Raw genomic sequence first — 23,528 nt, 5'->3', positions numbered from 1 at the left:
GCCGCCGGCGGGACAAATCCGGAAGCAGGCCCTGAGGCCGATCCGGAGGGCGACCGGGAAGCCGATCGGGAAGGGGACCGGGAGGCGATCCGGAAGCCGCCCCAGAGGGGGTCCCCAGGCAGATCCGGAAACCACCCCGGGGGTCCGCAGACCGATCCGGAAGCCGCCCGAGAGAGGGATCCGCGGGCCCGTCCGGAAGCCGGGGTAACGGCCCCTGCCGGAATCACCGCCGGATCGAATTCCTGGCGCGTCCCTGGCGCCCTATTGCCGCCGCGTTCACCCACCGGGCCCTTAAATGGCCAGAAAGCCACCGGGCCGTCATACGGAATTAACCGGGGCCGCCCGGAAAGCGGACGGCCCCGTGAAAACAGGATGCGGAAAGCGCCGGCAGCTGCTATGGCTCCAGGAGTTCCACCCGGACGTCCGCCGGGAAGCCGGTGGTGGGCCCCACGCGCCGGGCGAACTCCGTCACGCCGGCGAGCTGGTCGGGGCCGAAGCGGAAGTCGAGCGTCGTGAAGTAGCGGGCCAGCACGTCCTGGCCGAACACCTCCCACCTGGCGGCCTGCTCGGCGACCTTGCCGACCTCGTCCAGCGACAGGTCCCGGGAGTCCAGGAACGCACGGTGGACCTGGCGGACCATCTCCGGCTCGGCCGCCAGGTAGTCCCGGCGGCTGGCCCAGACGGCGAAGACGAAGGGCAGACCTGTCCACTCCTTCCACAGGGTGCCCAGGTCGTGCACGTCGAGGCCGAGCCTGGGGCCGTCGTGCAGGTTGGCGCGGAGCGCGGCGTCGCCGATCAGCACGGCGGCGTCCGCCTCCTGCATCATCAGGCCGAGGTCCGGCGGGCAGGTGAAGTAGTCGGGGGTCACGCCGTACCGCTCGGCGAGCAGCAGCTGGGCGAGCCGCACCGACGTACGGGACGTGGAGCCGAGGGCGACCCGGGCGCCGTCGAGCTGGTCGAGCGGCACCTGCGAGACGATCACGCAGGACATCACCGGGCCGTCGCAGCCGACCGCGAGATCGGGGAAGGCGACCAGGTCGTCCGCGTTGCGGAGGAATTCCACCAGCGTCACGGGCGCGATGTCGAGATCGCCCCGCACGAGCTGCTCGCTCAGCTTCTCCGGGGTGTCCTTGGAGAGTTCGAGGTCCAGGAGGGTCCCGGTGCGTGCGAGCCCCCAGTAGAGGGGGAGGCAGTTCAGGAACTGGATGTGGCCGACACGCGGCCTGACGCGATGCGGGCCGGGGCGCTGGTCGCCGCCCGGGCCGGTGACTGAATCCGCGGGAGAATTGTCCACATCGCGAGGCTAGACCTCCGGCTTTCCCCGTCCGCCACCAGGTCCCGGGCGACACCCCGCGACCGCCTGCGCGCCTCGCCCGGACGGCCGCCGGTGCCGGCCCTCCACCCCGTCCCACCGGCGGTGCGCCTCGGTCCGCCTCGGTCTATCCGGGTCCGTCCGGATCCGTTCCGGTGCGCCGCGGGCGGGCCGCCGCGGGTACGGTCCGTAGCCTTCCGGCATCCGAGTGAAGTGATCTTTCCCTCTATTGCTTTTGGGGGGCTGCGTGCTAGGCTTCCACGCAAGTTGCAGTTTGGTTTCCCTTGCAGTACAGAGCCTGCGGAGCATGTGACCCGCAGGCTTTCGTCGTTTTAGGACTTTTGCAGTTGCCTCACAACAGCAGGTTCTGGAGCAGGGCAACCCTTTGGCCCAAGGAGGGCTTATGGCTACCGGAACCGTGAAGTGGTTCAACGCCGAAAAGGGCTTTGGTTTCATCGCCCAGGAAGGCGGCGGTCCCGACGTCTTCGTCCACTACTCCGCGATCAACGCGACCGGATTCCGCTCCCTTGAGGAGAACCAGTCCGTGAGCTTCGACGTGACGCAGGGCCCGAAGGGTCCGCAGGCGGAGAACGTCACCCCGCTGTAGTCCTTTCCCGGATCACGTGATCCGGTCCAGAACCGGAAGCAGTACCCAAGGGGCCCCGCCCCGTCGCCCTCGGCGACACGGCGGGGCCCCTGCCTTGCGCCCACGAGCGGCGCGGGGAACCGGCATGCCCAGCCCCCACCGGCCGGTGGGCCGAACACGGTCGCGTCTGCCCCTTCGGGCCGGTGGCGACGCGCGGGTCTCGTCGTGGCTGGTCGCGCAGTTCCCCGCGCCCCTATGTGGGCCGGGGAGCAGCCCCGTCCTATAAGGGGCACGGGCAACTGCGCGAGCAACCACAGCGAACCCGCAGTCCGCCACCCGCCCGACGGGGCAGGCGCGACCGCTCCCCGGCCCCCGGAACAAGGGCTCCCCGGCCCCCCGGGGCACGGGGTCGGCGAGGGCACCGCCCCCGCTTACTTGGCGTAGAGCCGGTCGATCTCCGTCGCGAAGTCCCGCTCGATCGCCCTCCGCTTCACCTTCAGCGAAGGAGTCAGATACCCGTTCTGCTCCGTGAAGTCCACCGGCAGAACGGCGAACCGCCGGATCGACTCGGGCCGCGAGACGAGCCGGTTCGCGTCGTCGACGGCACGCTGCAGCGCCGCCCGCAGCTCCGGATCCTCCGCCAGCTCCTCGAACGTGAGGCCCGCCTTCCCCCGCATCTCCTGCCAGTGGGCGATACCGTCCGTCTCCAGCGTGATCAGCGCCGCGATGTACGGACGCCCGTCGCCGATGACGAGGCACTGGCCGACCAGCGGATGGGCCCGCAGCCAGTCCTCCAGGGGCGCGGGCGCGACGCTCTTGCCGCCGGTGGTGATGAGGATGTCCTTCTTGCGGCCGGTGATGGTGAGGTAGCCGTCGTCGTCGAGGACCCCGATGTCGCCGGTCGCCAGCCAGCCGTCCGTCTTCGCCTCGACGGGGCCGCCGCTCTGGCTGTCCCAGTAGCCGGAGAACACCTGGCCGCCCTTGACCAGGATCTCGCCGTCGTCCGCGATGCGCACGCCCGTGCCGGGCATCGGCCAGCCGACCGTGCCGAACCGGGGCCGCAGCGGCGGGGTGCACGTCGCGGCCGCGGTGGACTCCGTGAGGCCGTAGCCCTCGAAGACCTGGATGCCGGCGCCGGCGTAGAACGCGGTGAGCCGGCGGCCGAGCGGGGAGCCGCCGCAGATGGTGTAGCGGACCTTGCCGCCGAGGGCCGCCCGGATGCGGCGGTAGACCAGCGGGTCGTAGACCGCTCGGGCCATCCGCAGCGCCGCCCCGGGGCCGGGGCCCTTGCCGAACAGCCGGGCCTCGGCCGCCTCGCCGTAGCGCCGGGCGATGGTGGCGGCGCGCTCGAAGGACGAGGCGCGGCCGATCCTCTCGGCGGTGGCCCGGCCGGTGTTGTAGACCTTCTCCAGGACGTACGGGATCGCCAGCAGGAACGTCGGCCGGAAGCCGGCCAGGTCGCCGAGGAGGTCCTCGGTCTTGATGGACGGCGCGTGCCCGAGCCGCACCCGGGCGCGCAGGCAGGCGACCGCCGCCATCCGCCCGAAGATGTGCGAGAGCGGCAGGAAGAGCAGGGTGCTCGCGGGCTCCTTGCTGATCGACTTGAAGCAGGGGTGCAGCAGTTCGATGGCGTTGTCGACCTCGGAGTAGAAGTTGCCGTGCGTGATCACGCAGCCCTTGGGGCGGCCGGTGGTGCCCGAGGTGTAGGCGATGGTGGCCACCGAGTCGGGGGTGAGCGCGGCGCGGCGCGCGGCGACCTCCTGGTCGGTGACGTGGGCGGTGCGGCCCAGTTCGGCGAGGCGGCGCACGCCGCCCTTGCCGGACCGGTCGCCGGGCGCCTTCTCGAAGGTCCACACGTGTTCGAGGTCGGGCAGCCGGTCGCGCTCCGTCTGGAGCGCGGCGGCCTGCGCGGCGGTCTCCATGGCGATCGCGACGGCCCCGGAGTCCTGGAGGATCCAGCGGATCTGGAACGCGGACGAGGTCGGGTAGACCGGCACGGTGATCAGGCCCGCGGCCCAGGCGGCGAAGTCGAGCAGGGTCCACTCGTAGGTGGTGCGGGCCATGATGGCGAGCCGGTCGCCGGGCGCCAGGCCGGCGGCGAGCAGGCCCTTGGCGACGTCCAGCACCTCCCGGGCGAACTCGCGCGCGGTGACGTCGATCCAGCGCCCGCCCGCGTCCTTCCGCCCGCCCTCGCCTCCGTGCGCCCCGGGTTCCAGGACCACCTTGCGGCTGAGGACGACGTCGTCGGGCGCCTCGCGGGCGTTGTCGAACGGGATGTCGGCGAGCGAGCCGCGCGTCACCTGCTCCTTGAGCAGCGGGACCGCCGCCTCGCGGACCTTCCCGTCGAGCTTGCGCAGGGTGGGCGGCACCAGGGGCGGCGGGGGCGCGATGATCTTGCCGGCGCCCGGGACGCGGTCCACCGGGGGCTCGGGGCCCTCCGGGGGGAGCCCGACGAACGTGTCGGCGGCGGGCTCACCGGACCCGCGCGACGAGCGACGGCCGCCGTGCCGGGGCAGGCCGGGGCCCTCTTCGGGGACGGCGGACACGGCGGGGCGCCGGGAGGCAGCGGACGCTGAACGGTCGAACAGGGCGGGCTCCAATGGATCGGGGTCCGACACGCCTCCTGTGGCGGGCGCCGGTGACCCATCCGCCCGGAACCATGGGGTGCGGGGCGGGCGCGGTTCAGAGGGGCTGGCAGGCTGGCGTGGCACGGGCGTCTCCTTGTCTGCCGGGAGGGTAAACACGGTGTGCGGCCCTCGGCCAGACAAGTTCTCGGCACCCCCACACGACTCCCACAGGCGGGCACGACCTGACGGGGCATTAGCCCAGACCAACGCCGGTGTTCCGCTCTTCTGGCAGGCCCCGAACCCTACTTGACGGCTTCTCAGTCGCGGGGGGCCGGTACGTGGGCCCCGGGCAAGCCGGCGACGGCCGGCACGCGAGCCCCGAGCGGGCCGCGCCGGCCGGTGGGTGGGCCGGGGGCAGTCCTGCACCGGCCCCGTCAGCCCCGCCGGACCCGTTGGACCCGTTGGACCCCATCAGCCTCGCCTCAGGCCCCATGGGGCCCCACCAGACCCGCCCCAGACCGCCATGGGACCCCACCAGACCGCCCTCAGACCCGCCTCAGCCCTGCCTCAGCCCTGCCTCAGACCCGCCTCGGACCCGCCTCAGCCCTGCCTCAGCCCTGCCTCAGACCCGCCTCAGACCCGCTCCAGGATCGCCGTCACCCCCTGCCCGCCCGCCGCGCAGATGGAGATCAGGCCCCGGCCGGGCCCGCCGCGTTCCGCGAGGAGGGTCGCCAGCGTGGCGACGATCCGTGCGCCGGTCGCCGCGAAGGGGTGGCCGGTGGCGAGGGACGAGCCGGCGACGTTCAGTCTGGTGCGGTCCACCGGCGCGAGGCCGCGCCTCTCCCATGCCGCGAGCGTGGCCAGCACCTGGGAGGCGAAGGCCTCGTGGATCTCCACGAGGCCGAAGTCCTCGATGCCGAGGCCCGCCCGCCGCAACATCCGCGGCACGGCGTACGCGGGCGCCATCAGCAGTCCGTCCTCGCCTCCCGCGACGTCACCGGCGACGAAGTCGACGGCCGCCGTCTCGTAGGCCGTCAGATAGGCGAGCGGTTCCAGGCCGCGCGCCGCCGCCCACTCCTCGCTCGCCAGCAGGACCGTCGCGGCGCCGTCGGTGAGGGGCGTGGAGTTCCCCGCCGTCATGGTCGGCTCCGGTCCGTCCGTGCCGAACACCGGCTTCAGCGCGGCCAGTCTCGCCACCGTGGAGTCGGGGCGCAGGTTCTGGTCGCGCTCCAGGCCGCGGAACGGCACCACGAGGTCCCGCATCAGCCCGCGCTCGTACGCGGCGGCGAGCCGCTGGTGGCTGGCCGCGGCGATCGCGTCCTGCGCCTCGCGGGTCACGCCGGCCGCGCGGGCCGTCACCGCGGCGTGCTCGCCCATGGACAGGCCGGTGCGCGGCTCGGCGTTGCGGGGGATGTCCGGCACCAGGTGGCGGGGCCTGATCCGGGACAGCGCGGCCAGCCGCCCGCCGGCGGACCTCGCGCGGCGCGCCGCGAGGAGGATCCTGCGCAACTCGTCGTTGACGCCGAGGGGCGCGTCGCTCGCGGTGTCCGCGCCGCCCGCGATCGCGGAGTCGAGCTGGCCCAGCATGATCTTGTTGGCGGCCGCGATCACGGCCTGGAGGCCGGTGCCGCAGGCCTGCTGGACGTCGTACGCGGGGGTGCGCGGGTCCAGGCGGGAGCCGAGGACGGTCTCGCGCGCGAGGTTGAAGTCCCGGCTGTGCTTGAGGACGGCACCGGCCACGAACTCGCCGACCGGCAGGCCCCCGTCGCCGCTCCTCTCCCCTACTCCCCCGGAACCGTCGAGCCCGAAGCGCTCGACCAGGCCGTCCAGGGCGGCGGTCAGCATCTCCTGGTTGGACGCGGTGGCATAGGCGCCGTCCGAGCGGGCGAACGGGATGCGGCAGCCGCCGATGACCGCCACGCGACGGGTGCCGGGCGGGGCCGCCTGAGCGGGGCGCGCGGCGCCCGGCCGACCGGTCCCCTGCGGCGGTGGGCTGTCGGGACTCATCTCGACCTGCTCCTGACTCTTGAGTAACCTTACTTAGTAGTTAAGTTACGACCGTCGCATCCGAAAGGCGAGGAGCTGGACCATGGCCGACCGCTATCTGGCCTTCTCGGGGACGGCGCCCGGCCGCTTCCTCACCCGCCGCATGGGGCTGCCGCAGCCCGCCGTGCTGCGCCGCTCCGCACCCGGGCACCGCACCCTCGACGGCCCGCTGCTGCACCTCACCGCGGGCAAGCCCGCCACCGGCCGTGACGGCTCCGGCGCGCTCGCCGAGGTACTGGCCGGCACCGGCCTGGCCGTGCACCGGGCCACCCCCGAGGCGGATGAGCGGTACGCGGGCGTGGTGCTGGACGCCCGGGGCGTCACGGGCGTCGACGCGCTCGCCGAGGTGCACGCCGCCCTGCATCCGGTCGTCCGGTCGGTCGCCGAGAGCGGGCGCGTGGTGGTGCTGGGCAGCCCGCTGGACCCGGCCGACCACCACCAGAGCGCGGCCCAGCAGGCCCTGGAGGGGTTCACCCGCTCCCTCGGCAAGGAGATCGGCCGGGGCCGCACGGTCACGCTGGTGCGCCTGGCGGGGCCGGCCGCTTCCGCCGGTTCGACGGTGCGCTTCCTGCTCTCGCCGAGGTCCGCTTACGTCAGCGGCCAGGTGATCGAGGTCGCGGACACGCCGCCGGACGTTCCCGTGGGCTACGACCCCGAACGGCCGCTGGCCGGCCGTACCGCGCTGGTCACCGGCGCGGCCCGCGGCATAGGCGAGGCCGTCGCCGAAACGCTGGCCCGCGACGGCGCCCGGGTGGTCTGCCTGGACGTGCCGGCCGCGGCGGACGCGCTGGAGGGCGTGGCGCGGCGGCTCGGCGGCGACGCGCTGACGGTGGACATGACCGCGCCCGACGCGGGCGAGCGCATCGCGGCCGGGCTCCCGGACGGCGCCCTGGACGTCCTCGTCCACAACGCCGGCATCACCCGCGACCGGCGCCTCGCCAACATGCCCGCCGAGCGCTGGGCAGCCGTGCTCGACGTCAACCTCGCCAGCGTGCTCAGCAGCACGGACGCGCTGCTCGCGGCCGGAGCGGTGCGGCGCGGCGGGCGGATCGTCGCCACCGCGTCCATCGCGGGCCTCGCGGGCAACGCCGGCCAGACCAACTACGCGGCGAGCAAGGCCGGGATCGTCGGCCTGGTCGGCTCCCTGTCGGGGCGCGCACGCGACGAGCACGGGGTGACGGTCAACGCGGTGGCGCCCGGCTTCATCGAGACGCGGATGACGGCCGCGGTGCCGTTCTTCATCCGGGAGGCGGGCCGGCGGATGAACTCGCTCGGGCAGGGCGGGCTGCCGGTGGACGTCGCGGAGACCACGGCCTGGTTCGCGGACCCGGTGTCCGGGGCGGTCAACGGGCAGGTGGTGCGGGTGTGCGGGCAGAGCCTGCTCGGCAGGTAGGCAGGCGGCCGTCGCCCCAGGGCAATCGCCTGGCCCAGAGGGCAATCGCCCGGCCCAGAGGGCAGTCACTCATCCTCCAAGGCAGTCACTCCTCCAAGGCAGTCACTCATCCCCAGGGCAATCGCTCGTCCCCCAGGCAGTAGAAGGAGTCCCCCGTGCTGGTCGCCCATCTCGTCCGCGGTGCCGTGCTCTCGCCGTTCAAGCGGCCGGGCGCGGGGCGTGGACTGCCCGGGGAAGCCGTGGTGGCCGAAGGGGTGCGCGCGGTGGACGGGCCGCTCACCGCGTACCGGGAGCTGTGCGGGTTCCCCGCGGGCGGGCCGGGCCTTCCGGTGACGTACCCGCATGTGCTCGGGTTCCCGCTGGGGATGCGGCTGATGTCGGCCCGGCGGTTCCCGCTGCCGCTGCTGGGGCTCGTCCACACCTCGATCGGGATCCGGCAGGTGCGGGAGCTCGGCGCCGGTGAGGAGTTCACCCTGAGCGTCCGCGCCGTGGAACTGGCACCGCACCGGCGCGGCACCGAGGCACACCTCGTGACCGAGGCGCGGGCGGCGGGCGAGCTGGTGTGGGAGTCCCGCAGCACGTATCTGGCACGGCACCGGACCCCGGCGGACGCGGCGCCGCCCGCCTCGCCCACCCCGTCCGTCCCACCCAAGGACGCCGCCTCCCCCAAGGACGCCGCCTCACCCAAGGACGCCGCCCGCGCCCTCCCCGTCCGGGCCGAGTGGCGGCTCGGCGGGGATCTGGGGCGGCGGTACGGCACCGTGTCCGGGGACCGGAACCCGATCCACCTGCACCCGCTGTCCGCCCGCCTGTTCGGCTTCCCGCGGGCCATCGCGCACGGCATGTGGACCGTCGCGCGGTGCCTGGCGGAGCACGGTGCCGGGGGTCCCGTGCAGGTGGCGGCACGGTTCCGGGCGCCCGTGCTGCTGCCGGCGACGGTGGTCTACGCCGCCGAGGACACGGCGTTCGCGCTGCGCGGCGGCACCGGCGGGGACGGCACGCGGGTGCATCTCACCGGAGAGGTCGCCCCGCTCGAAGCCGGAGAGGTCGCCCCGCTGGAAGGCTGAGCTGAGCTGAACTGAGCGGGCAGCGACGCCGAGACGGTGACCGGCGCCGGAGCACCGGAGCACCGGAGCACCGGAGCACCGGAGCACCGGAACGTACCCGTGCTACCCCTGGGGAGGCGACCAGGTCCGCCCCGCCATCAGGTTGCCGAGGCCGGCCCAGGCGAAGTTCATCAGGGTGGCCGCGGCGTCCTTCGCCGCTACGGCGCCGTCCGTGTTCGCCCAGGCGGCCAGCGACTCGGCCGCGCCGACCAGGGCCTGCGCGAGGCCCTCCATCTCGCGGACGGACGGCCCCGGGCCGCCGTGCGCCTCCCGGGCCGCCGCCCTGATCAGCTCCGCCACGAACGCGGTGATCTCCGCGCGGAGCGCCTCGACCTCGGCCGCGGACGGCTCGCCACGGGTGCGGGCGTGGCGGTGCAGGATCGCCCATCCGTCGGGGTGCTCCGCGGTGTGCGTGAAGAACGCCCGCAGCCCTTCCCAGAGCCGGCGGTCCGCCGGCAGCGACAGGTCCACGCCCTCCCGCACGGCGGCCGAGAGGGCTTCCGCCTCGCGGCGGATGCAGGCGGTGAAGAGGCTTTCCTTGGAGTTCAGGTACAGGTAGACGAGGGGCTTGGAGACGCCCGCCAGCTCGGCGATCTCGTCCATGGAGGCGGCACGGTAGCCGCGCCGGCCGAAGATCTGCACGGCGGCGTCCAGCATCTGCCGCTCGCGGACCGCCCGCGGCATCCGCTTGCGCCGTGGCTCCGGCTCCGTTCGCGACTCCCGTTCCGTTCCCGACTCCGGTTCCGTTCGCAGCTCCAGCCCCGGTCGCGGCTCCGCTCGTCGTTCCTCTGCGCCGGATGCCGCTCCGGACGCCGCTCCGGTGCGCTCGGCCTTCACCACGTCCACCCGGTGCCCCTTCCCGTACCCCGTGCCACGGGGTCCGTCCCCCTGCAAGCCTACGGCCCGCTCGCACCGTTCCCCCGCCCCTGCGTCGGGCGCCTGCCTGGTCACCGCAGGAGCAGGCGGAACAGGTGACGCGCCCGCGCCGGCGGCTTCGCTGATCGCGGATCGGCAGGGGCCGGCCTCGGAACGCTCAGGGCACCCCGCGTTCGAACTCGACCAGCAGCAGGGCGAAGTCGTCGCTGCTCCGCTCGACGACGGTCTCCTCGGCCCGTTTCACGATCATGTCCGCGAGCAGCTCCGGCGGCTCGTCCCCCGCAGCCGCGAGCTGGTCGGCGAGGCGGTCGATGGACTCCCCCAGATCCGTACCGGGCCGCTCCACGAGACCGTCGGTGTAGAGCGCGAGCAGCGCACCGGGCCGCACCGGCACCTCCACCGTCTCGAAGCGCGTGCCCTCCTCGACGCCGAGGAGCAGTCCGGGCGGCAGGTCGAGCACCTCGGTGCGGTGGTCGGGATGGCGCAGGATGGGCGGCGGGTGGCCTGCGGAGGCCAGGAGCACCCGCTTGCCGGGGGTGTCGATGTGGGCGAACAGGCAGCTGCAGAACATGTCGTCGCTCAGGTCCAGCACGTGCCGGTTGGTGCGGGCGAGGACCTCCTCGGGGGAGGCGCCGACCCTCGCGTGCGAGTGAACAGCGCTGCGGATCTGCCCCATCATCGTTGCCGCCTGCACGCTGTGCCCCTGGACGTCGCCGATCACCGCCCCCGCGGTGCGCTCGCCGCAGTCGACGAGGTCGTAGAAGTCGCCGCCGACATCGAGGGCGTGGGTCGCGGGCCGGTAGCGTGCGGCGACCTTCAGGCCGGGCACCCGCGGCAGGCGGCGCGGCAGCAGCCCGTCCTGGAGGCCGCGTGCCACCCGGGCGTTGTTGTCGTAGAGCCGGGCACGCTCCAGTGCCTGCGCGATCAGCCCCGCCAGCGAGACGAGTTCGGCGCGCTCGTCCGGGGGGAAGGCCCGTGGCCGGTCGTACCCGAGCACCAGGCAGCCGAAGGTACCGCCGGAGACCGTCAGGGGGATGAACGCCCAGGCCGCCATGCGCCCGTAGAGCGGGTGGTGGGGGTAGGTGCGCAGCAGCTCGGCGTTGGTGGGGTGGAAGCCGGGGACGCCGCTCTCCATCGTCCGCACGCCCTCGGACCTGGTGGCGAGCGGCTGGCCCTGGAAGTGGTCCGGAAGCTCCTGCGGGAAGCCGCCCGAGCCCGCCACCCGCTCCCGGCCCTCCTCCGCGACCAGCAGGGCCAGGCCCTGGGCGCCGAGCGCCGGCATCATCTGGTCGATGAGCGAATGGGTCACCTCGTCGACGTCCGCCGCCTCGGTGAGCGCGGAGGCCAGGCGCAGGAGGTGGAACAGGGTTCCGGCGCGGGCCGGGGCGTCCGGGGGCTCACCGCTCACGGGCTCCCGCCCTCCGACGGGGGCCTCCGCGGGCCTGATCCGCACGCTGATGCCGGTGGCGTCGGGGTAGAGCAGGAACGAGAGCCAGTCGCCGTCCGGCCGCCGGGCGGCGAAGCCGCTGGGCAGGCGGCTGAAGATCGCGGCGAGGTAGGCGTTCTCGTGGTCCGGGTCGCCCAGCCAGGGCAGTGCCCTCCAGGGCTCGGCGCCCACCAGATCGGCGGGGTCGCGGTCGAGCAGGCGGGCGGCCGCGGCGTTGACGAAGGTGATCCGGCCCTGGAGGTCGAGTGCGGCGAACCCCTCGTTCAGACGCTCCATGAGGGCGGCCGCGGGCTCACCGGGTTCGCTCGGCGCCCCCAGGGAGAGCGGTTCGTCCCTCGGCACCACCGCGTTCCCCCTGTCGGCGGCCTCCTTCAGCATCCGGGCCATCCCCTCGGCGCTCCCGCCGATCCGCGCCACCTCGGCGGCGGACAGCTCCGCGGGGCGCGTGCCGGGCCAGAGCAGCAGCACGGCACCCCAGCAGGTGCCGTCGACCATCAACGGGACGATGTACATGGCAACCGTGTACGGGAAGGAGAGCGCGGTCCGGGGGAAGCGGCGGGCCAGCTCCTGCTGGTCCGGGATCCACACCGGGACACCCGAGCGGGCTGCCTCCGCCGTCGCCACGGGCGCTGCCAGCGACACGCGTGACCAGGGCCTGGCCAGCCTCGTCGGCGCTCCGGTCACCGTGCTCATGTTGAGCACCTGCCGCTCCGGGACCTTCAGGTACAGCGCCCCGAGGTGCGCCCCGGCATCCCGGGTGACGCTGACCAGCGCCAGGTCGAGGCGTTCCGCGGCGGGTGCCGCGGCGCTGTCCTCGTTCCCGTGCACGTCTTACCGCCTTACGCACGACCTGCCGCTGTTCGCGGGGGCCCGCTCCGCTCACCACGGGGCGCGCCTCACCACGGAGCGCGCCTCACCACGGAGCGTGCCATCCGGTCACCCTCCGGCGGTGGCCCGTCCGCCGCGACACCTGTCACCACCGGTGACCACGCTCGCGCCGCGGTGGAGACCGGGACCGCGGAAGAGACAACGCCCCATTTATCCAAGATTAGCCCAATGTAGTCGCCACACACCGCCCACGGCCCGGAGTCGTCCACGAGCGGGAAGAGGACATCCACGAGCAGGAAGGGGACGTCCGCGAACAGGAGGAGGCGTCCGCGAACAGGAGGAGGCGTCCGCGAACAGGAGGAGGCGTCCGCGAACAGGAGGGGACTGCCCGAAGCCGGCCGGAGCGCCGACCCCGCACCACCTCAGTCGAGATCGGGAGGCGGAGGCATCCGCTCCCCCTTGACCTCCTGCGCGATGGTGTCGAGCACGGCCAGTTCCCCACCGGTCAAGGTGAGGCGGAGCGCGTCCGCGTTCTCCCGGAGCCGCAGCGGGCTGCGGGTGCCGGGAATCGGCACGACGGGGATGCCGTGCACGGCCGGACGGTGGAGGAGCCAGGCGAGGGCGACCTGGGCCATGGTCGCCCCGCGGGCCTCGGCGATGCGGCGGATCGGCGCCAGCAGGGTGGCGTTGTGCACGGCGTTCGGGGCGGCGAAGCGGGGCATGCTGCGGCGCAGGTCGTCCGCGGCCAGCCCGTCGGTGGAGGTGTGGCGTCCGGTCAGGAAGCCGCGGCTGAACGGCGAGTAGGCGACGAAGCCGATGCCCAGTTCGGCACAGACCGGCACCACCGAGTCCTCGTACTCGCGGGTGAACAGGGACCACTCGTTCTCCACGGCCGCGATGGGATGCACCCGGTGCCCGGCGCGCAGCTGGGCCGCGGTCACGTTGGACAGGCCCAGGTGGCGGACCTTGCCTGCGGCGACGAGTTCCGCCATGGCCCCGACGGTCTCCTCGATGGGGGTGACGAAGTCGGGGTGGTGCACGTAGTAGAGGTCGATGTGGTCGGTACCCAGCCGGCGCAGGCTCCTCTCGCACGCGGCACGGACGTGGGCGGGGTCGCTGCGCACGCCGATCAGCTCGCCGGTCCCGGGCGCGCGGACCGGCCCGAACTTGGTGGCCACGGTGAACCCGCTCCGGCCGGCCGCGGCCTTCGGCAGGAACTCGCCGATCAGGCGCTCGTTCGCGGAGTCGACGCCGTAGTAGTCGGAGGTGTCCAGGAAGGTCATGCCGACCTCGGCGGCCGCGTGGAGCGTGGCGAGGGAGCCGTCGCGGTCCACGGGGCCGTAGAACTCGCTCAGCCCGACGCACCCCAGGCCGAGCGCGGGGACTTCCGGTCCGGTGTCGCCGAGTTTCAGCGTGCGCATGGCAGGGCTCCGTTCGGGCGGGGGCGTCGCATAGAATCGAGAGAGAAGCGGGACACCCGTCCCGCTTCACCGAAGATACGGGACACCCGTCCCGGTTGTCTATGAGGGCTGGAGACACCGCTCGATGAACAGGCCGATGCGATGAGCAGGCCGATGCGCGCCGACGCCCGGCGCAACAGGGCACGGGTCCTGGACGTGGCGGCCGAGGCCTTCGCCACGGAGGGCCTTTCGGTGTCGGTCCACGAGATCGCCCGCCGCGCGGGGGTGGGCACCGGCACCGTCAGCAGGCACTTTCCGACCAAGGAGGCGCTGTTCCAGGCGGTGCTGCTCGACCGCGTGGAGCAGGTCGTGCGGCGGGCGGACGCGCTGGCGACGGGCGAGGACCCCGGCGAGGCGTTCTTCGCCTTCTTCTCGCTCATGGTCGACGAGGGCGCGGCGAACCGCGGCGTGGTGGACGCCCTCGCGGGCGCCGGCTACGACTTCGAGGCGGACGCTGCCGAGAGCAGGTACGACGTGATGGGGGCCTGGGGCCGCCTCCTCCAGCGCGCCCAGCAGGCCGGTGCGCTACGCGCCGACGTCGACATCTCCGACGTCAAGGCGCTGCTGGCGGGCTGCCTGGACCGGGAACGCCATGGGGCCGATCCGGCCGCGCGGGACCGAATGCTCGCGGTCGTCCGGGCGGGGCTGAGCGCCTGACGGCCCGGGGTGAGCGGGCCGGGGGTGAGGCGGCCGGGGGTGAGCCGGCCTTCTCCGATCAGCCGGCCTGCTGCTGGGCGCCCTGGGTGGCCTGAGCGCTCTGGCCGGCCTGGGCGGCCTGGGTGCCCTGGGAGTCCTGCGCGCGCCGTGCGCGGTCCGCGTCGTCGGCGGCGTCTTCCTGGCTGGCGTTGCGGTCGAAGTTCGCCTTGGCGCGGTCCACCCGGGCCACGATGTGCTCGGAGGCCCGGTCGCGCTCCTTGCGCAGCACCACGTAGCTGATGGGGGCGGAGATCACCAGGGCGAGCAGGGCGACCCACAGGTAGTTGGAACCGCCCAGGCCGCGCGGCACGACACGGGCCACGACGAGGCCCCAGATGACCAGGAAGCTGGCCGCGAAGATCCCCAGGCGCATCAGCGTGTAGCGGAGCATGTGAATCCGACTCCCGTTCCGGAGTGTCCCGATTTCCGATCCGGTCGGCTCCGGTCAGTCCCGTTCCGACCGGTCCGAATCGGGCAATGCCTTTGAATCGGTACTGCCCGCCCAGTGAAGCACGCGGGAAGGCCGCTCCCGCCAGCGGGTCGGGCCCGACACCCCTGACCAGGGCCTCACGCCGGGCGCCGGAGGACTGCGCCGACGGCCGGAGACTTACGGGAGCGGGCGGAGGCTGTACGCGAGCGCCCGGAGCCGGAGGCTTACGCGACCGCCCGGAGGCTTACGCGACCGGCCGGAGGCTTACGCGACCGGCCGGAGACTCGTGCAGGCGGCCCGGGGCTTACGCGAGCGCCCGGACCGCGACCTCCAGGTCGGCGACGAGGCCGCCGAACGCCTCTTCCCGGTCGTCCTTGTCCGCGCGCAGCACCGCGGAGGGGTGGATGGTGGCGACCAGGTGTTCCACGCGGCCGTGGATCTCCCTCTCCATGAGGGTGCCGCGCTCCTTCGTCACCCGGAAGGACGACCCGAGCAGGGCCTTGCCGGCGGTGGCGCCGAGCACGACGACGACCTCGGGTTCGACGACGGTCAGCTCGGCGGCGAGCCAGGGCGCGCAGGCGGCCGACTCGCGCAGGGTGGGCGGCTTGTGGATCCGGCGCTTGCCGTGCGCGGGGTCCCGGCTGAACTTGAAGTGCTTGACGGCGTTCGTCATGTACGCCTGGCCGGGGTCGAGGCCGGCGGCGTCGAGCGCACGGTCGAGCACGTGCCCCGCGGGCCCCACGAAGGGCTTGCCCTGCCGGTCCTCCTGGTCCCCGGGCTCCTCGCCGACAAGCATCACCCGGGCGTGCTCGTCGCCCTGGCCGAAGACGGTCCGGGTGGCGTCGCGGTGCAACGGGCAGCCTCGGCAGTCCGCGGCCGCCCGGCGCAGTGCGGCGATCCCGCCGCGCCCGGGAACGAAGGGTTCGGCACTGTACGCGTCCTCGGGCCCGTCCGCCGGGCGCCCATCAGCCATGCGGCTCGGGTACCCCGGGCCACGGGGGTCACTCGCCGGGGGCCTCCGCCGGGGGCCGTCCGGGGTTACCGGGTGGCGTTGCAGCCGGTCATTGCTCCGCGCCGGTCATTCCTCCGCGCCGCGGACCAGGAGCGCGATCTGCACCCGGTTCTGGACCGCCAGCTTGGCGAACAGGTTGCCCGTGTGCGCCTTGACGGTCGCGACGCTGATGTGCAGGCGCTCGGCGATCTCCGGGTTGCCCAGCCCGTCCGCGATGGCCCGGGCGGTGTCGAGTTCCCGTGCGCTCAGCGCGGACAGCCGTTTCCGCGCGGCTTCGCGGGACGAGCGGCGGGCCTCGGAGGACCGCGGCCCCGTGGCCGCGGCGATCACTCGTGCCGTGGCCGCCGGGGACAGCACGGGGTTCCCGCCCGCGACCGTGCGCACCGCGTCGAGGATCAGTGCCGGCGGGGTGTCCTTCATGACGAACCCGAGGGCTCCGGCGCGCAGCGCGCCGAGCACCAGATCGTCGGAGTCGAACGTGGTCAGCATGAGCACCCGGGGCGGCACCGGCAGGGTGAGGAGTTCCCGGGTCGTGCTGAGACCGTCACGGCCGGGCATCCGGATGTCCATCAGCACGACGTCCGGCCGCTGCTCCTCCACCACGGTGAGCGCGGCGTCCCCGTCGGCCGCCTCCGCGACGACGGTCAGGTCCGGCTCGCCGTCGAGGACGAGTCGTAGCGCCAGCCGCACCAGTTGCTCGTCGTCGACGATGACGACACGCACCGGCTCACGCTCGCCGTCCACTCAGCTTCTCTTCTCGTGGTCGTGGTCGTGGTTCGGCCAGGGTAGTCGCGCGGTGAGGACGTATCCGCCCTCGGGTGTCGGGTCGTGGCTGAGCTTTCCGCCGGCGAGGGTGATGCGTTCGGCGAGGCCGAGCAGGCCGAATCCCGATGCCGGCGGTCGAGTGGTCGGCGTCGTGGTGGCCGGGGAGTTGTGGACGCTCACGTGCAGTTCGTTGCCGGCCGTTCCTTCGACGGTGACGTGTACGCGGGCGCCCGGGGCGTGTTTGGCGGCGTTGGTCAGTCCTTCCTGGACGACCCGGTGGCAGGTTCGTCCCACGGCGTCGGACGGTTCTGCCGTCACCGTGGTGGTGAGCGCGACGTCCAGTCCCGAAGCGCGGGCGTCGGCCACCAGCTCCGGGATCCGGTCCAGGGAGGGCTGCGGCGGTTCCGGGTGGCCCGGGTCGGCGCGGAGCACACCGAGGACGTCTCGTAGTTCTTCCAGCGCCTGGTGGGAGCCGTCGGCTATGCCGCGGATCAACGTGCGGTTCTCCTCGGTGGTGAGGTTGCCGCGGTGGTCCAGCACGCCGGCCTGCATGGCGACGAGGGAGATCCGGTGCGCGAGCACGTCGTGCATCTCCCGGGCGATGCGGTTCCGTTCCAGGGCCCGCGCCTGCGCCGCCCGTGCGGTCTGTTCCCGTTCCGCGCTCTCCGCCCGCTCCCGCAGGGACCGCACCTCGACGCGCCGTGCGCCGACGGCCACGCCTATGGCCACCGCGATGCCCGCGCTCAGTGCCGTGAGCGCGAGTTGGAGCCATACCGAGCCGGGCGGGCTCCCGATCGGGTAGAGCACGAGCGTGAACTGCGACGCGGCCACGTAGCCGAGCGCGACGGCTCCGATCTCCCCCGGACGGCGACGAGTCGAGATCGAGCACAGGGCCAGAAGCGCGGCACCGGTGGCGAGTGCCGAGCCGCCCGGGGCGATGGCGACCGCCATGGCGACGGCGAGCGGGAAGCGTCGCCGCAACAGGAGCACCGCCAGGCAGCCGAGTGCCACCAGCGGATCACCGGTGGCGAACCAGGAGCAGGTGTCGGTCGCGCACCCCCGCGGCAGCGCCGTTCCGGTGGAGAGCCAGAAGGGGATGCCCAGTGCCGCGGCCGCCACCAGCCGCCAGGTCTGCTGCCACCCCCCGAGCGGTGGCGCGACGTCCGTGTCCATCACGTCATTGTCGCGAGACCGTGCGGCCGGTGCAGCAGCCCTGGGGATACTCCCGACCCCGCCCAGGGTCGGATCACCGCTTCGACTCCGGTCGAAGGTGACTCGGGCCGCCGGGCCGATGTGCCGGTGACGCCGGATGAACAGACTCGTGTCCCTCACCCGTCCGTTCCGGCGCGCGGCCTCGTGCGCCACCCCAGGAGGACACCAGATGCGCAAGATCTTCTCCCTCGCCCTCGCCGCGACCGCGGTCGCGGCGGCAGCGGTGCCGGGAGCGCCGGCGGCGGCGACCGCGGACACGGTGACGGCCGCGCCGGACGCCCTGCGGTGGGGCCCGTGTCCGCAGCAGGCCGAATCGCACCAGGCCGAATCGCAAAAGGGCGAACCGCAACAGGCCGGATCGGAGAACGCCGACGCGCCCCGTCTCCGGTGCGCGACGCTCGGCGTCCCGCTGGACTACCGAGACCCCGGCGGCCGGCAGATCGAGATCGCCGTCTCCCGCCTGGCGAGCAAGGACCCTTCGAAGCGCCGCGGCGTGCTGCTGACCAACCCGGGCGGCCCCGGCGGCTCCGGGCTCGACTACCCGGCCCTCCTCGCCGGCGCCAGGCTGCCGCAGTCCGTCCTCGACGCCTACGACGTGATCGGCTTCGACCCGCGTGGCGTCGGCCGCAGCACGCCGGTCACCTGCGACCTGACACCGCAGCAGCAGGCACGCGGCAACTTCCCGTCGTACGCGCATACCGCGGCCGACGTCGCCAAGGAGGCGCCGAAAGCGCGGGCCGTCGCCGAACAGTGCGCCACGTCGCGGACGGCGTGGATGCTGCCGTACACCACCACCGCGAACACCGCGCGCGACATGGACCGGATCCGGGCGGCGCTGGGCGAGCAGAAGGCCTCCTACCTCGGTGCCTCCTACGGCAGCTACCTGGGCGCGGTGTACACGACGCTGTTCCCCGGGCGCAGCGACCGGATCGTGCTCGACAGCAACATGGGCCCCGGCGGCTACGACCTGGCGAACTTCCGCCTGCTCGCCCGCGGCATGGAGGACCGGTTCCCGGACTTCGCGGCGTACGCCGCCGCGCACCCCGAGTACGGTCTGGGCACCACGCCGAAGCAGGTGACCGCCAAGTTCTTCGAACTCGCGAAGCGGCTGGACGCCGAGCCGGTCGGCGGCATCGACGGGACGCTGTTCCGCGGGGTGACGTTCGACCGGCTCTACGTCGACGGCCTCCTGCCCACGCTGGCCGAGGAATGGCAGGCGCTGGACAAGGGCAAGCCGCTGCCGGCTCCGCCGCCGGTCCCGGAGAACCTCCTGGCCAGCCATCTCTACGTGATCTGCGGTGACTCGCGCTGGCCCGGCACGGTCCGGGACTACCAGCGCAACGCCGCGACCGACCGGCTGAAGTACCCGATGCTGGGCGGCACCACCGGAAACATCAAGCCCTGCGCGTACTGGCCGGACAGCCACATCGAGCCGCCGGTGCGGATCGGCGACCGCGGCCCGTCCAACGTGCTGATGGTGCAGAACGAACGCGACCCGGGGACACCCCTGGCCGGTGCCATGAAGCTGCGGCGGGCCTTCGGCGACCGGGCCACGATGGTCACCGCCGACCAGGGCGGACACGGTGTCTACCCGTTCGGCCGCAACATGTGCGCGAACAACACGGTGACGGCGTTCCTGACGGGCGGACAGCGCCCGGCGGAGGACCTCGCCTGCGCGGCGGAGCCGAACGGGTAAGGGGAGCGGAGTGGCTGGGCTGATCCGCCCAGCCACCCGAGCCTTGGCAGCCGCGCCGGCGGCACCCCGTCGGCGCGGGCGAGCCCGGCTGCGCGAGGAACTCGAACCCCTCGCCGCGGCCGGCCGGGGACCGAGAAGGCCGTGGCCCCCAACCGGCAAGAGCACGACCTGTGGCAGGAGTACCAGGTCACAGCAAGTGGTCTGCTTTGCCGGCCTTGATGTCGGCGATCAGCGTGCGCAGGGCTTCGAGGGAGTCGGTCACGTAACGGGCTTCCTGACCGTTGACAGCTATGTAGGCGTTGCCTTCGGCGTCGGTGCCTATGCGGAAGCAGTTGTTTCCTTCAGCGCAGAAGGGGGCTTCCCAGGTGATGTCAGGCATGGCGGTTCCTCCCAGCTCACAGCAGGTGGTCGGCCTTGCCCGCCTTGATGTCCTGGATCAACGTGCGCAGGGCACCGACCGAGTCCCTCAGGTAACGGTCCTCCTGACCGTTGACGGCTATGTAGGCGTTGCCTTCGGCGTCGGTGCCTATGCGGAAGCAGGAGTTTCCTTCGCCGCAGAAGGGGGCTTCCCAGGCGATGTCAGGCATGACGGCTCCTCCAAGCTCACAGCAGGTGGTCGGCCTTGCCCGCCTTGATGTCCTGGATCAACGTGCGCAGGGCACCGACCGAGTCCCTCAGGTAACGGTCCTCCTGACCGTTGACGGCTATGTAGGCGTTGCCTTCGGTATCGGTGCCTATGCGGAAGCAGGAATTTCCCTCGGCACAAAAGGGCTCTTCCCAGGTGATTTCAAGCATCAGGGTGTTCCTCACAATTGGCGTGCTAGCTCACGGATGAAGTCTCGCGACCGCTCTGGCGGCAGGGCCAACTCTTCCAACCACTCGAACTGTGCCCGGTATTTCGTGAGTTGACCCTCGGCGTGCAGGAAGGCGGCTCCGTGCAGGCTGTCCACCTGCACCGTGTCGAGTTGCGGCACGGGCCCATCGACATACACGGCGTTCTGCCCAGCACCCGGGAAGGCCCCCTTCGCGAAGGGCAGAACCAGGACGGTCACGTTGTCCCGCTCTGACATGTCCAGCAGGTATTCCAACTGGGCCCTGGCCACGTCGGGGCCGCCGAACTGCATGCGGAGCGCAGCCTCGTGGATGGTGGCGACATACGGGACTGCCTCGTCACCGGTGATCACCTGCTGGCGCTCGGAACGGTGCGCCAGGCGAAGCGCGACTTCGTGTTCCGGGAGCTTGGGCACGGCAGTGCGAAAGACGGCCGTCGCGTGCTCCGACGTCTGAAGCAGTCCAGGAATGTGCACGGTGTTCGCGCCACGCATACGCACCGAGTGCGCTTCCATCTCGGCGATGTCGAGCATGCCTTGGGGCAGGCTGCCCCGGTAGCGTTCCCACCAGCCCGAGCTGGGCTGCGCCATATCCACGAGCGCTTCGACGTAAGCGTCGTCACCGCAGACGTAGTTGCTGGCCAGCGTCCGCACACGCTCGGGGCTGATGGTCCGGATGCCGGACTCCATGTTGGCAATGCGCGTGCGATCCATGTCCAGCAGGCCAGCCGCGAACTCGGTGGAGATGTCTGCGGCGGTGCGGAGCTTGCGCAGTTCCGCTCCCAGGCGCTTCTGGCGCTCAGTTGGCGTGCGTCGCGTCGACATGCCTTCCCCTCATCTGGCCCGCGCCCCGTCTCCCCGGAACCGGCCTCCGACCCCCATGGGGGGGTAATTGTATCGCCGGTGCAGACATTTACCCACACGCACGCTAGCGTTCAGTTACGCGCACGCTACACAAGGCAACAGCCGGAAGCGCACCGCGCGGTCATGCCCGTCCGCCCTGGGACGGGTGTGCCCGCGTCCAGGGCGGTAGGCCACCGGCGATCCCACATCCTCACGTACACAACGGAGTTCGCCATGCCCGAGATCCCCGTCGTACCCGCGCTCTGGCGCTTTCCCGCGCACCCCGCGTCCGTGCCGAGGGCCCGGCGGGCCGTTGCCGGTGCGCTGGCGCCCGAGGTGCGGCGCCATCTGAGGGACGACCTCACGCTGTTGACGTCCGAGCTGGTCACCAACGCCATCCGGCACGGCACCCGGCCCGCCGGGGACGACCTCGTCGAACTCGTGCTGTGGCCCGCGGACGGCCACTACTGGCTCGCCGTGTCCGATCCCGCGTCGCGCGACGGCGCGCGCACGCCCGTGGTGGCGCGCCCCTGCGTGGAGTCCGAGGGCGGGCGCGGCCTCGTCCTCGTCGATCATCTTGCGGCTGTCTGGGGCACCCGGCCGCGGCCCGTGCGCGGTACCTCCGTCATCGCCGGGCTTGCGGTCCGCCCGTGAACGGCCTGCGTCAGACCCGCATCGGCTGCGGCGCGTCCCGGCGTCCGGGGTCGGCCCCCTCGTGCTCCCGCACGACCTCGTACCGCGCGTCCCGCTCGACGGGCCGGAAGCCCGCGTCCCGGACGAGGTCCAGCAGGTCGTCCCGGGTGGGCTCCGCGGGCGCGTCCGAACTCTCCTGGGCGTTGACGAACGACGCGTCCACCTCGTCCGCGCCGTGCTGGAGTGCCAGCAGCGCCGCGCGCTCGCCGTGCGTCGCCCAGCAGGCCGCGAGGTGCGGGACGTTGTCGAGGAGCAGGCGCGAGACCGCGAACGTCTTCAGGATCTCCAAACCGGTGAGCGCGCCGCCCAGCGGGGCGAAGACGGGGAACCCGCCGGTCTCGTCCTGGAGTTCGCGCAGCCGCAGGAGGTCGTCGACGCGGTGCGGAAGGTCCCGGTCGCGGTCGAGGAGCAGGGCGGCGGGCGTCTTCAGGCCCTTGGCGTGGGCGAGGCGGTGGATGCGGGACCAGTCCTCCCAGCCGTCCTCCCCGGGGCCGGCGTCGGCCGTGAACGACTCAAGGCCGGCATCCACGAGTTCGGCGAGGATCTCGTCCGCGGACAGGCCGGTCGCCGTCTCGAAACGGTGCACGTCCGCGGCCGTGCACGCCCTTAGTGCGATCCCGGGCGCGGCCTCGCGCAGCGCCCGCAGCGCGCTCGTGCACGCGTCCCGGTCGAGGCCCTGGCCGATCCCGACGCGCAGCTCGGTCACGCCGTCGGCCCCCAGAGCCGCCGCATGCCGGACGGCCTCCTCGACGCCGGAACCGTCCGCCAGGACCAGCCCGCGGCTGACGCTGAAGTACCCCGCGTCGCCGTGCCTCCGGGTGCGTGCCTCGTGGGCCAGGTCGCCGAGCCACGCCAGGTCGTCCGACCCGTACAGCGCGAGCCCGTCCTCGCGGGACAGCCGCTCGCCGCCGCGGACCTTCTCGTCGAGCTCGCGCCTCAGCCCCGCGTCCATGCGCCGACCGCCTCCCATGTGCCTGACCGTTCGTTCCGGGCCGCTCCCTGCCGTCTCCCGGCGGGCGCCGCGGGCCCCGTTCACCGTACGCCAGCGGCCCCCGCCGCCCCGCACCCAACCCCACCTGCGGCGCGCCCCGCGAGGCGGCCGGGTTCCGGAAGGGCTCAGATCTCCTCGGGCAGGTCCCCGACCCGGTTCTCCCACTTCGTGGACAGCACGATCGTGGTACGCGTCCGGGAGACCCCCTTCGTCCCGGAGAGCCGTCTGATCGTCTTCTCCAGCCCGTCGACGTTGTTGGCGCGGACCTTGAGCATGTACGAGTCGTCGCCCGCGATGAACCAGCAGTCCTCGACCTCATGGAGGTCCCGCAGCCGGTGGGCGACGTCCTCGTGGTCGGTGGCGTCGGACAGCGAGATGCCGATGAGGGCGGTGACGCCGAGGCCCAGGGACGCCGAGTCGACCGTGGCGCGGTAGCCCGTGATGACGCCGGCCGCCTCCAGGCGGTTGATGCGGTCCGTGACGCTGGGCCCGGAGAGACCGACGAGACGGCCGAGTTCGGCGTAGGAGGCCCTGCCGTTCTCGCGCAGGGCCTGGATGAGCTGCCTGTCCACGGCGTCCATAGCTCCATTGCCTTTCATCGTGTCGCGGTCCCGCGCTCTGCGGTCCCGCGTTCCGCAGTGCCACGCTCGGCGGTCCCGCGTTCCGCGGTCCCGCCGGAATCCGTAAGTCTAGAATCTAAGGCACCCAGCGTCGGCAGCCTGCGAACCCATCAGCTCAC

General features: G+C 72.9%; 22 protein-coding genes. 6 read left to right on the top strand and 16 right to left on the bottom strand.

Annotated elements, in window-relative coordinates:
* Positions 1–394: 394 nt before the first annotated feature.
* Positions 395–1,207: a menaquinone biosynthetic enzyme MqnA/MqnD family protein gene (locus Sm713_RS02150; RefSeq protein ID WP_249416489.1), complete on the bottom strand. Its 813-nt coding sequence runs from the start codon at positions 1,205–1,207 to the stop codon at positions 395–397.
* A gap of 508 nt (positions 1,208–1,715) precedes the next feature.
* Here Sm713_RS02150 and Sm713_RS02145 point away from each other — a divergent pair.
* Positions 1,716–1,919, top strand: a complete 204-nt coding sequence (locus Sm713_RS02145) for a cold-shock protein (RefSeq protein ID WP_212908007.1) — start codon at positions 1,716–1,718, stop codon at positions 1,917–1,919.
* Between the two features lie 410 nt (positions 1,920–2,329).
* Here Sm713_RS02145 and Sm713_RS02140 read toward each other — a convergent pair whose 3' ends face one another.
* Positions 2,330–4,318: a long-chain fatty acid--CoA ligase gene (locus tag Sm713_RS02140; protein ID WP_212911715.1), complete on the bottom strand. Its 1,989-nt coding sequence runs from the start codon at positions 4,316–4,318 to the stop codon at positions 2,330–2,332.
* Positions 4,319–5,098: 780 nt separating this feature from the next.
* Positions 5,099–6,472, bottom strand: coding sequence for an acetyl-CoA C-acetyltransferase (locus Sm713_RS02135; protein ID WP_212908006.1), 1,374 nt, complete (start codon positions 6,470–6,472; stop codon positions 5,099–5,101).
* Between the two features lie 82 nt (positions 6,473–6,554).
* Here Sm713_RS02135 and Sm713_RS02130 point away from each other — a divergent pair, with 82 nt between their 5' ends.
* Both Sm713_RS02130 and Sm713_RS02125 read left to right on the top strand, forming a co-directional pair.
* Entirely contained in the window at positions 6,555–7,904 is a 1,350-nt protein-coding gene (locus Sm713_RS02130) for a 3-oxoacyl-ACP reductase (protein ID WP_212908005.1), read from the top strand.
* A gap of 155 nt (positions 7,905–8,059) precedes the next feature.
* The gene (locus Sm713_RS02125) at positions 8,060–8,971 is read left to right on the top strand and encodes a MaoC/PaaZ C-terminal domain-containing protein (RefSeq protein WP_249416036.1); all 912 of its coding nucleotides are present in this window, start codon (positions 8,060–8,062) and stop codon (positions 8,969–8,971) included.
* A 102-nt stretch (positions 8,972–9,073) separates the two neighbouring features.
* On the opposite strand, the gene Sm713_RS02120 is transcribed toward Sm713_RS02125, so the two are convergent.
* From Sm713_RS02120 to Sm713_RS02110, 3 genes are all read right to left on the bottom strand, one after another.
* A complete protein-coding gene (locus Sm713_RS02120) occupies positions 9,074–9,694 on the bottom strand; it encodes a TetR/AcrR family transcriptional regulator (protein ID WP_212911713.1) in 621 nt (206 codons plus the stop codon).
* Between the two features lie 349 nt (positions 9,695–10,043).
* On the bottom strand, positions 10,044–12,161 hold the full coding sequence (locus Sm713_RS02115; RefSeq protein ID WP_212908004.1) for a SpoIIE family protein phosphatase: 2,118 nt from the start codon (positions 12,159–12,161) through the stop codon (positions 10,044–10,046).
* Positions 12,162–12,583: 422 nt separating this feature from the next.
* Entirely contained in the window at positions 12,584–13,582 is a 999-nt protein-coding gene (locus Sm713_RS02110) for an aldo/keto reductase (protein ID WP_212908003.1), read from the bottom strand.
* Positions 13,583–13,723: 141 nt separating this feature from the next.
* Between Sm713_RS02110 and Sm713_RS02105 the strand changes: the two genes are divergently transcribed.
* Positions 13,724–14,278 (top strand): TetR/AcrR family transcriptional regulator, encoded by a 555-nt coding sequence (locus Sm713_RS02105; protein ID WP_212908002.1) that lies wholly within the window; start codon positions 13,724–13,726, stop codon positions 14,276–14,278.
* A gap of 58 nt (positions 14,279–14,336) precedes the next feature.
* Here Sm713_RS02105 and Sm713_RS02100 read toward each other — a convergent pair whose 3' ends face one another.
* The 4 genes from Sm713_RS02100 to Sm713_RS02085 all read right to left on the bottom strand — a co-directional run bounded on the left by Sm713_RS02100 (position 14,337) and on the right by Sm713_RS02085 (position 17,697).
* Positions 14,337–14,708 carry a DUF4229 domain-containing protein gene (locus Sm713_RS02100; protein ID WP_212908001.1) on the bottom strand — a complete coding sequence of 124 codons (372 nt, stop codon included), beginning with the start codon at positions 14,706–14,708 and terminating at the stop codon, positions 14,337–14,339.
* A 343-nt stretch (positions 14,709–15,051) separates the two neighbouring features.
* Complete coding sequence (locus tag Sm713_RS02095) at positions 15,052–15,720, bottom strand: UdgX family uracil-DNA binding protein (RefSeq protein WP_212908000.1); 669 nt, start codon at positions 15,718–15,720, stop codon at positions 15,052–15,054.
* A 105-nt stretch (positions 15,721–15,825) separates the two neighbouring features.
* Positions 15,826–16,503 (bottom strand): response regulator transcription factor, encoded by a 678-nt coding sequence (locus tag Sm713_RS02090; RefSeq protein WP_212907999.1) that lies wholly within the window; start codon positions 16,501–16,503, stop codon positions 15,826–15,828.
* Complete coding sequence (locus Sm713_RS02085; RefSeq protein ID WP_212907998.1) at positions 16,504–17,697, bottom strand: sensor histidine kinase; 1,194 nt, start codon at positions 17,695–17,697, stop codon at positions 16,504–16,506.
* A 208-nt stretch (positions 17,698–17,905) separates the two neighbouring features.
* Between Sm713_RS02085 and Sm713_RS02080 the strand changes: the two genes are divergently transcribed.
* Positions 17,906–19,432: an alpha/beta hydrolase gene (locus tag Sm713_RS02080; RefSeq protein ID WP_212907997.1), complete on the top strand. Its 1,527-nt coding sequence runs from the start codon at positions 17,906–17,908 to the stop codon at positions 19,430–19,432.
* A 187-nt stretch (positions 19,433–19,619) separates the two neighbouring features.
* Here Sm713_RS02080 and Sm713_RS02075 read toward each other — a convergent pair whose 3' ends face one another.
* Genes Sm713_RS02075 through Sm713_RS02060 form a run of 4 tightly spaced genes read right to left on the bottom strand, consistent with a single transcriptional unit; the run spans position 19,620 to position 21,087 of the window.
* Entirely contained in the window at positions 19,620–19,811 is a 192-nt protein-coding gene (locus Sm713_RS02075; protein ID WP_212907996.1) for a hypothetical protein, read from the bottom strand.
* A 16-nt stretch (positions 19,812–19,827) separates the two neighbouring features.
* Positions 19,828–20,019, bottom strand: a complete 192-nt coding sequence (locus tag Sm713_RS02070) for a hypothetical protein (RefSeq protein ID WP_212907995.1) — start codon at positions 20,017–20,019, stop codon at positions 19,828–19,830.
* 16 nt (positions 20,020–20,035) lie between these two features.
* Positions 20,036–20,227, bottom strand: coding sequence for a hypothetical protein (locus Sm713_RS02065; RefSeq protein WP_212907994.1), 192 nt, complete (start codon positions 20,225–20,227; stop codon positions 20,036–20,038).
* Positions 20,228–20,238: 11 nt separating this feature from the next.
* The gene (locus Sm713_RS02060; RefSeq protein WP_212907993.1) at positions 20,239–21,087 is read right to left on the bottom strand and encodes a helix-turn-helix transcriptional regulator; all 849 of its coding nucleotides are present in this window, start codon (positions 21,085–21,087) and stop codon (positions 20,239–20,241) included.
* Between the two features lie 252 nt (positions 21,088–21,339).
* Between Sm713_RS02060 and Sm713_RS02055 the strand changes: the two genes are divergently transcribed.
* Positions 21,340–21,759 (top strand): ATP-binding protein, encoded by a 420-nt coding sequence (locus tag Sm713_RS02055; protein ID WP_212907992.1) that lies wholly within the window; start codon positions 21,340–21,342, stop codon positions 21,757–21,759.
* Positions 21,760–21,769: 10 nt separating this feature from the next.
* Here Sm713_RS02055 and Sm713_RS02050 read toward each other — a convergent pair whose 3' ends face one another.
* Together Sm713_RS02050 and Sm713_RS02045 are read right to left on the bottom strand one after the other, a co-directional pair.
* Complete coding sequence (locus tag Sm713_RS02050; RefSeq protein WP_212911712.1) at positions 21,770–22,750, bottom strand: aminofutalosine synthase MqnE; 981 nt, start codon at positions 22,748–22,750, stop codon at positions 21,770–21,772.
* A 164-nt stretch (positions 22,751–22,914) separates the two neighbouring features.
* Positions 22,915–23,370, bottom strand: coding sequence for an Lrp/AsnC family transcriptional regulator (locus Sm713_RS02045; protein WP_212907991.1), 456 nt, complete (start codon positions 23,368–23,370; stop codon positions 22,915–22,917).
* Positions 23,371–23,528 lie beyond the last annotated feature (158 nt).

Origin of the sequence: Streptomyces sp. TS71-3 (assembly GCF_018327685.1) — a bacterium.
Classification (GTDB): Bacteria; Actinomycetota; Actinomycetes; order Streptomycetales; family Streptomycetaceae; genus Streptomyces.
This window is presented reverse-complemented; position numbering and strand designations above follow the sequence as displayed.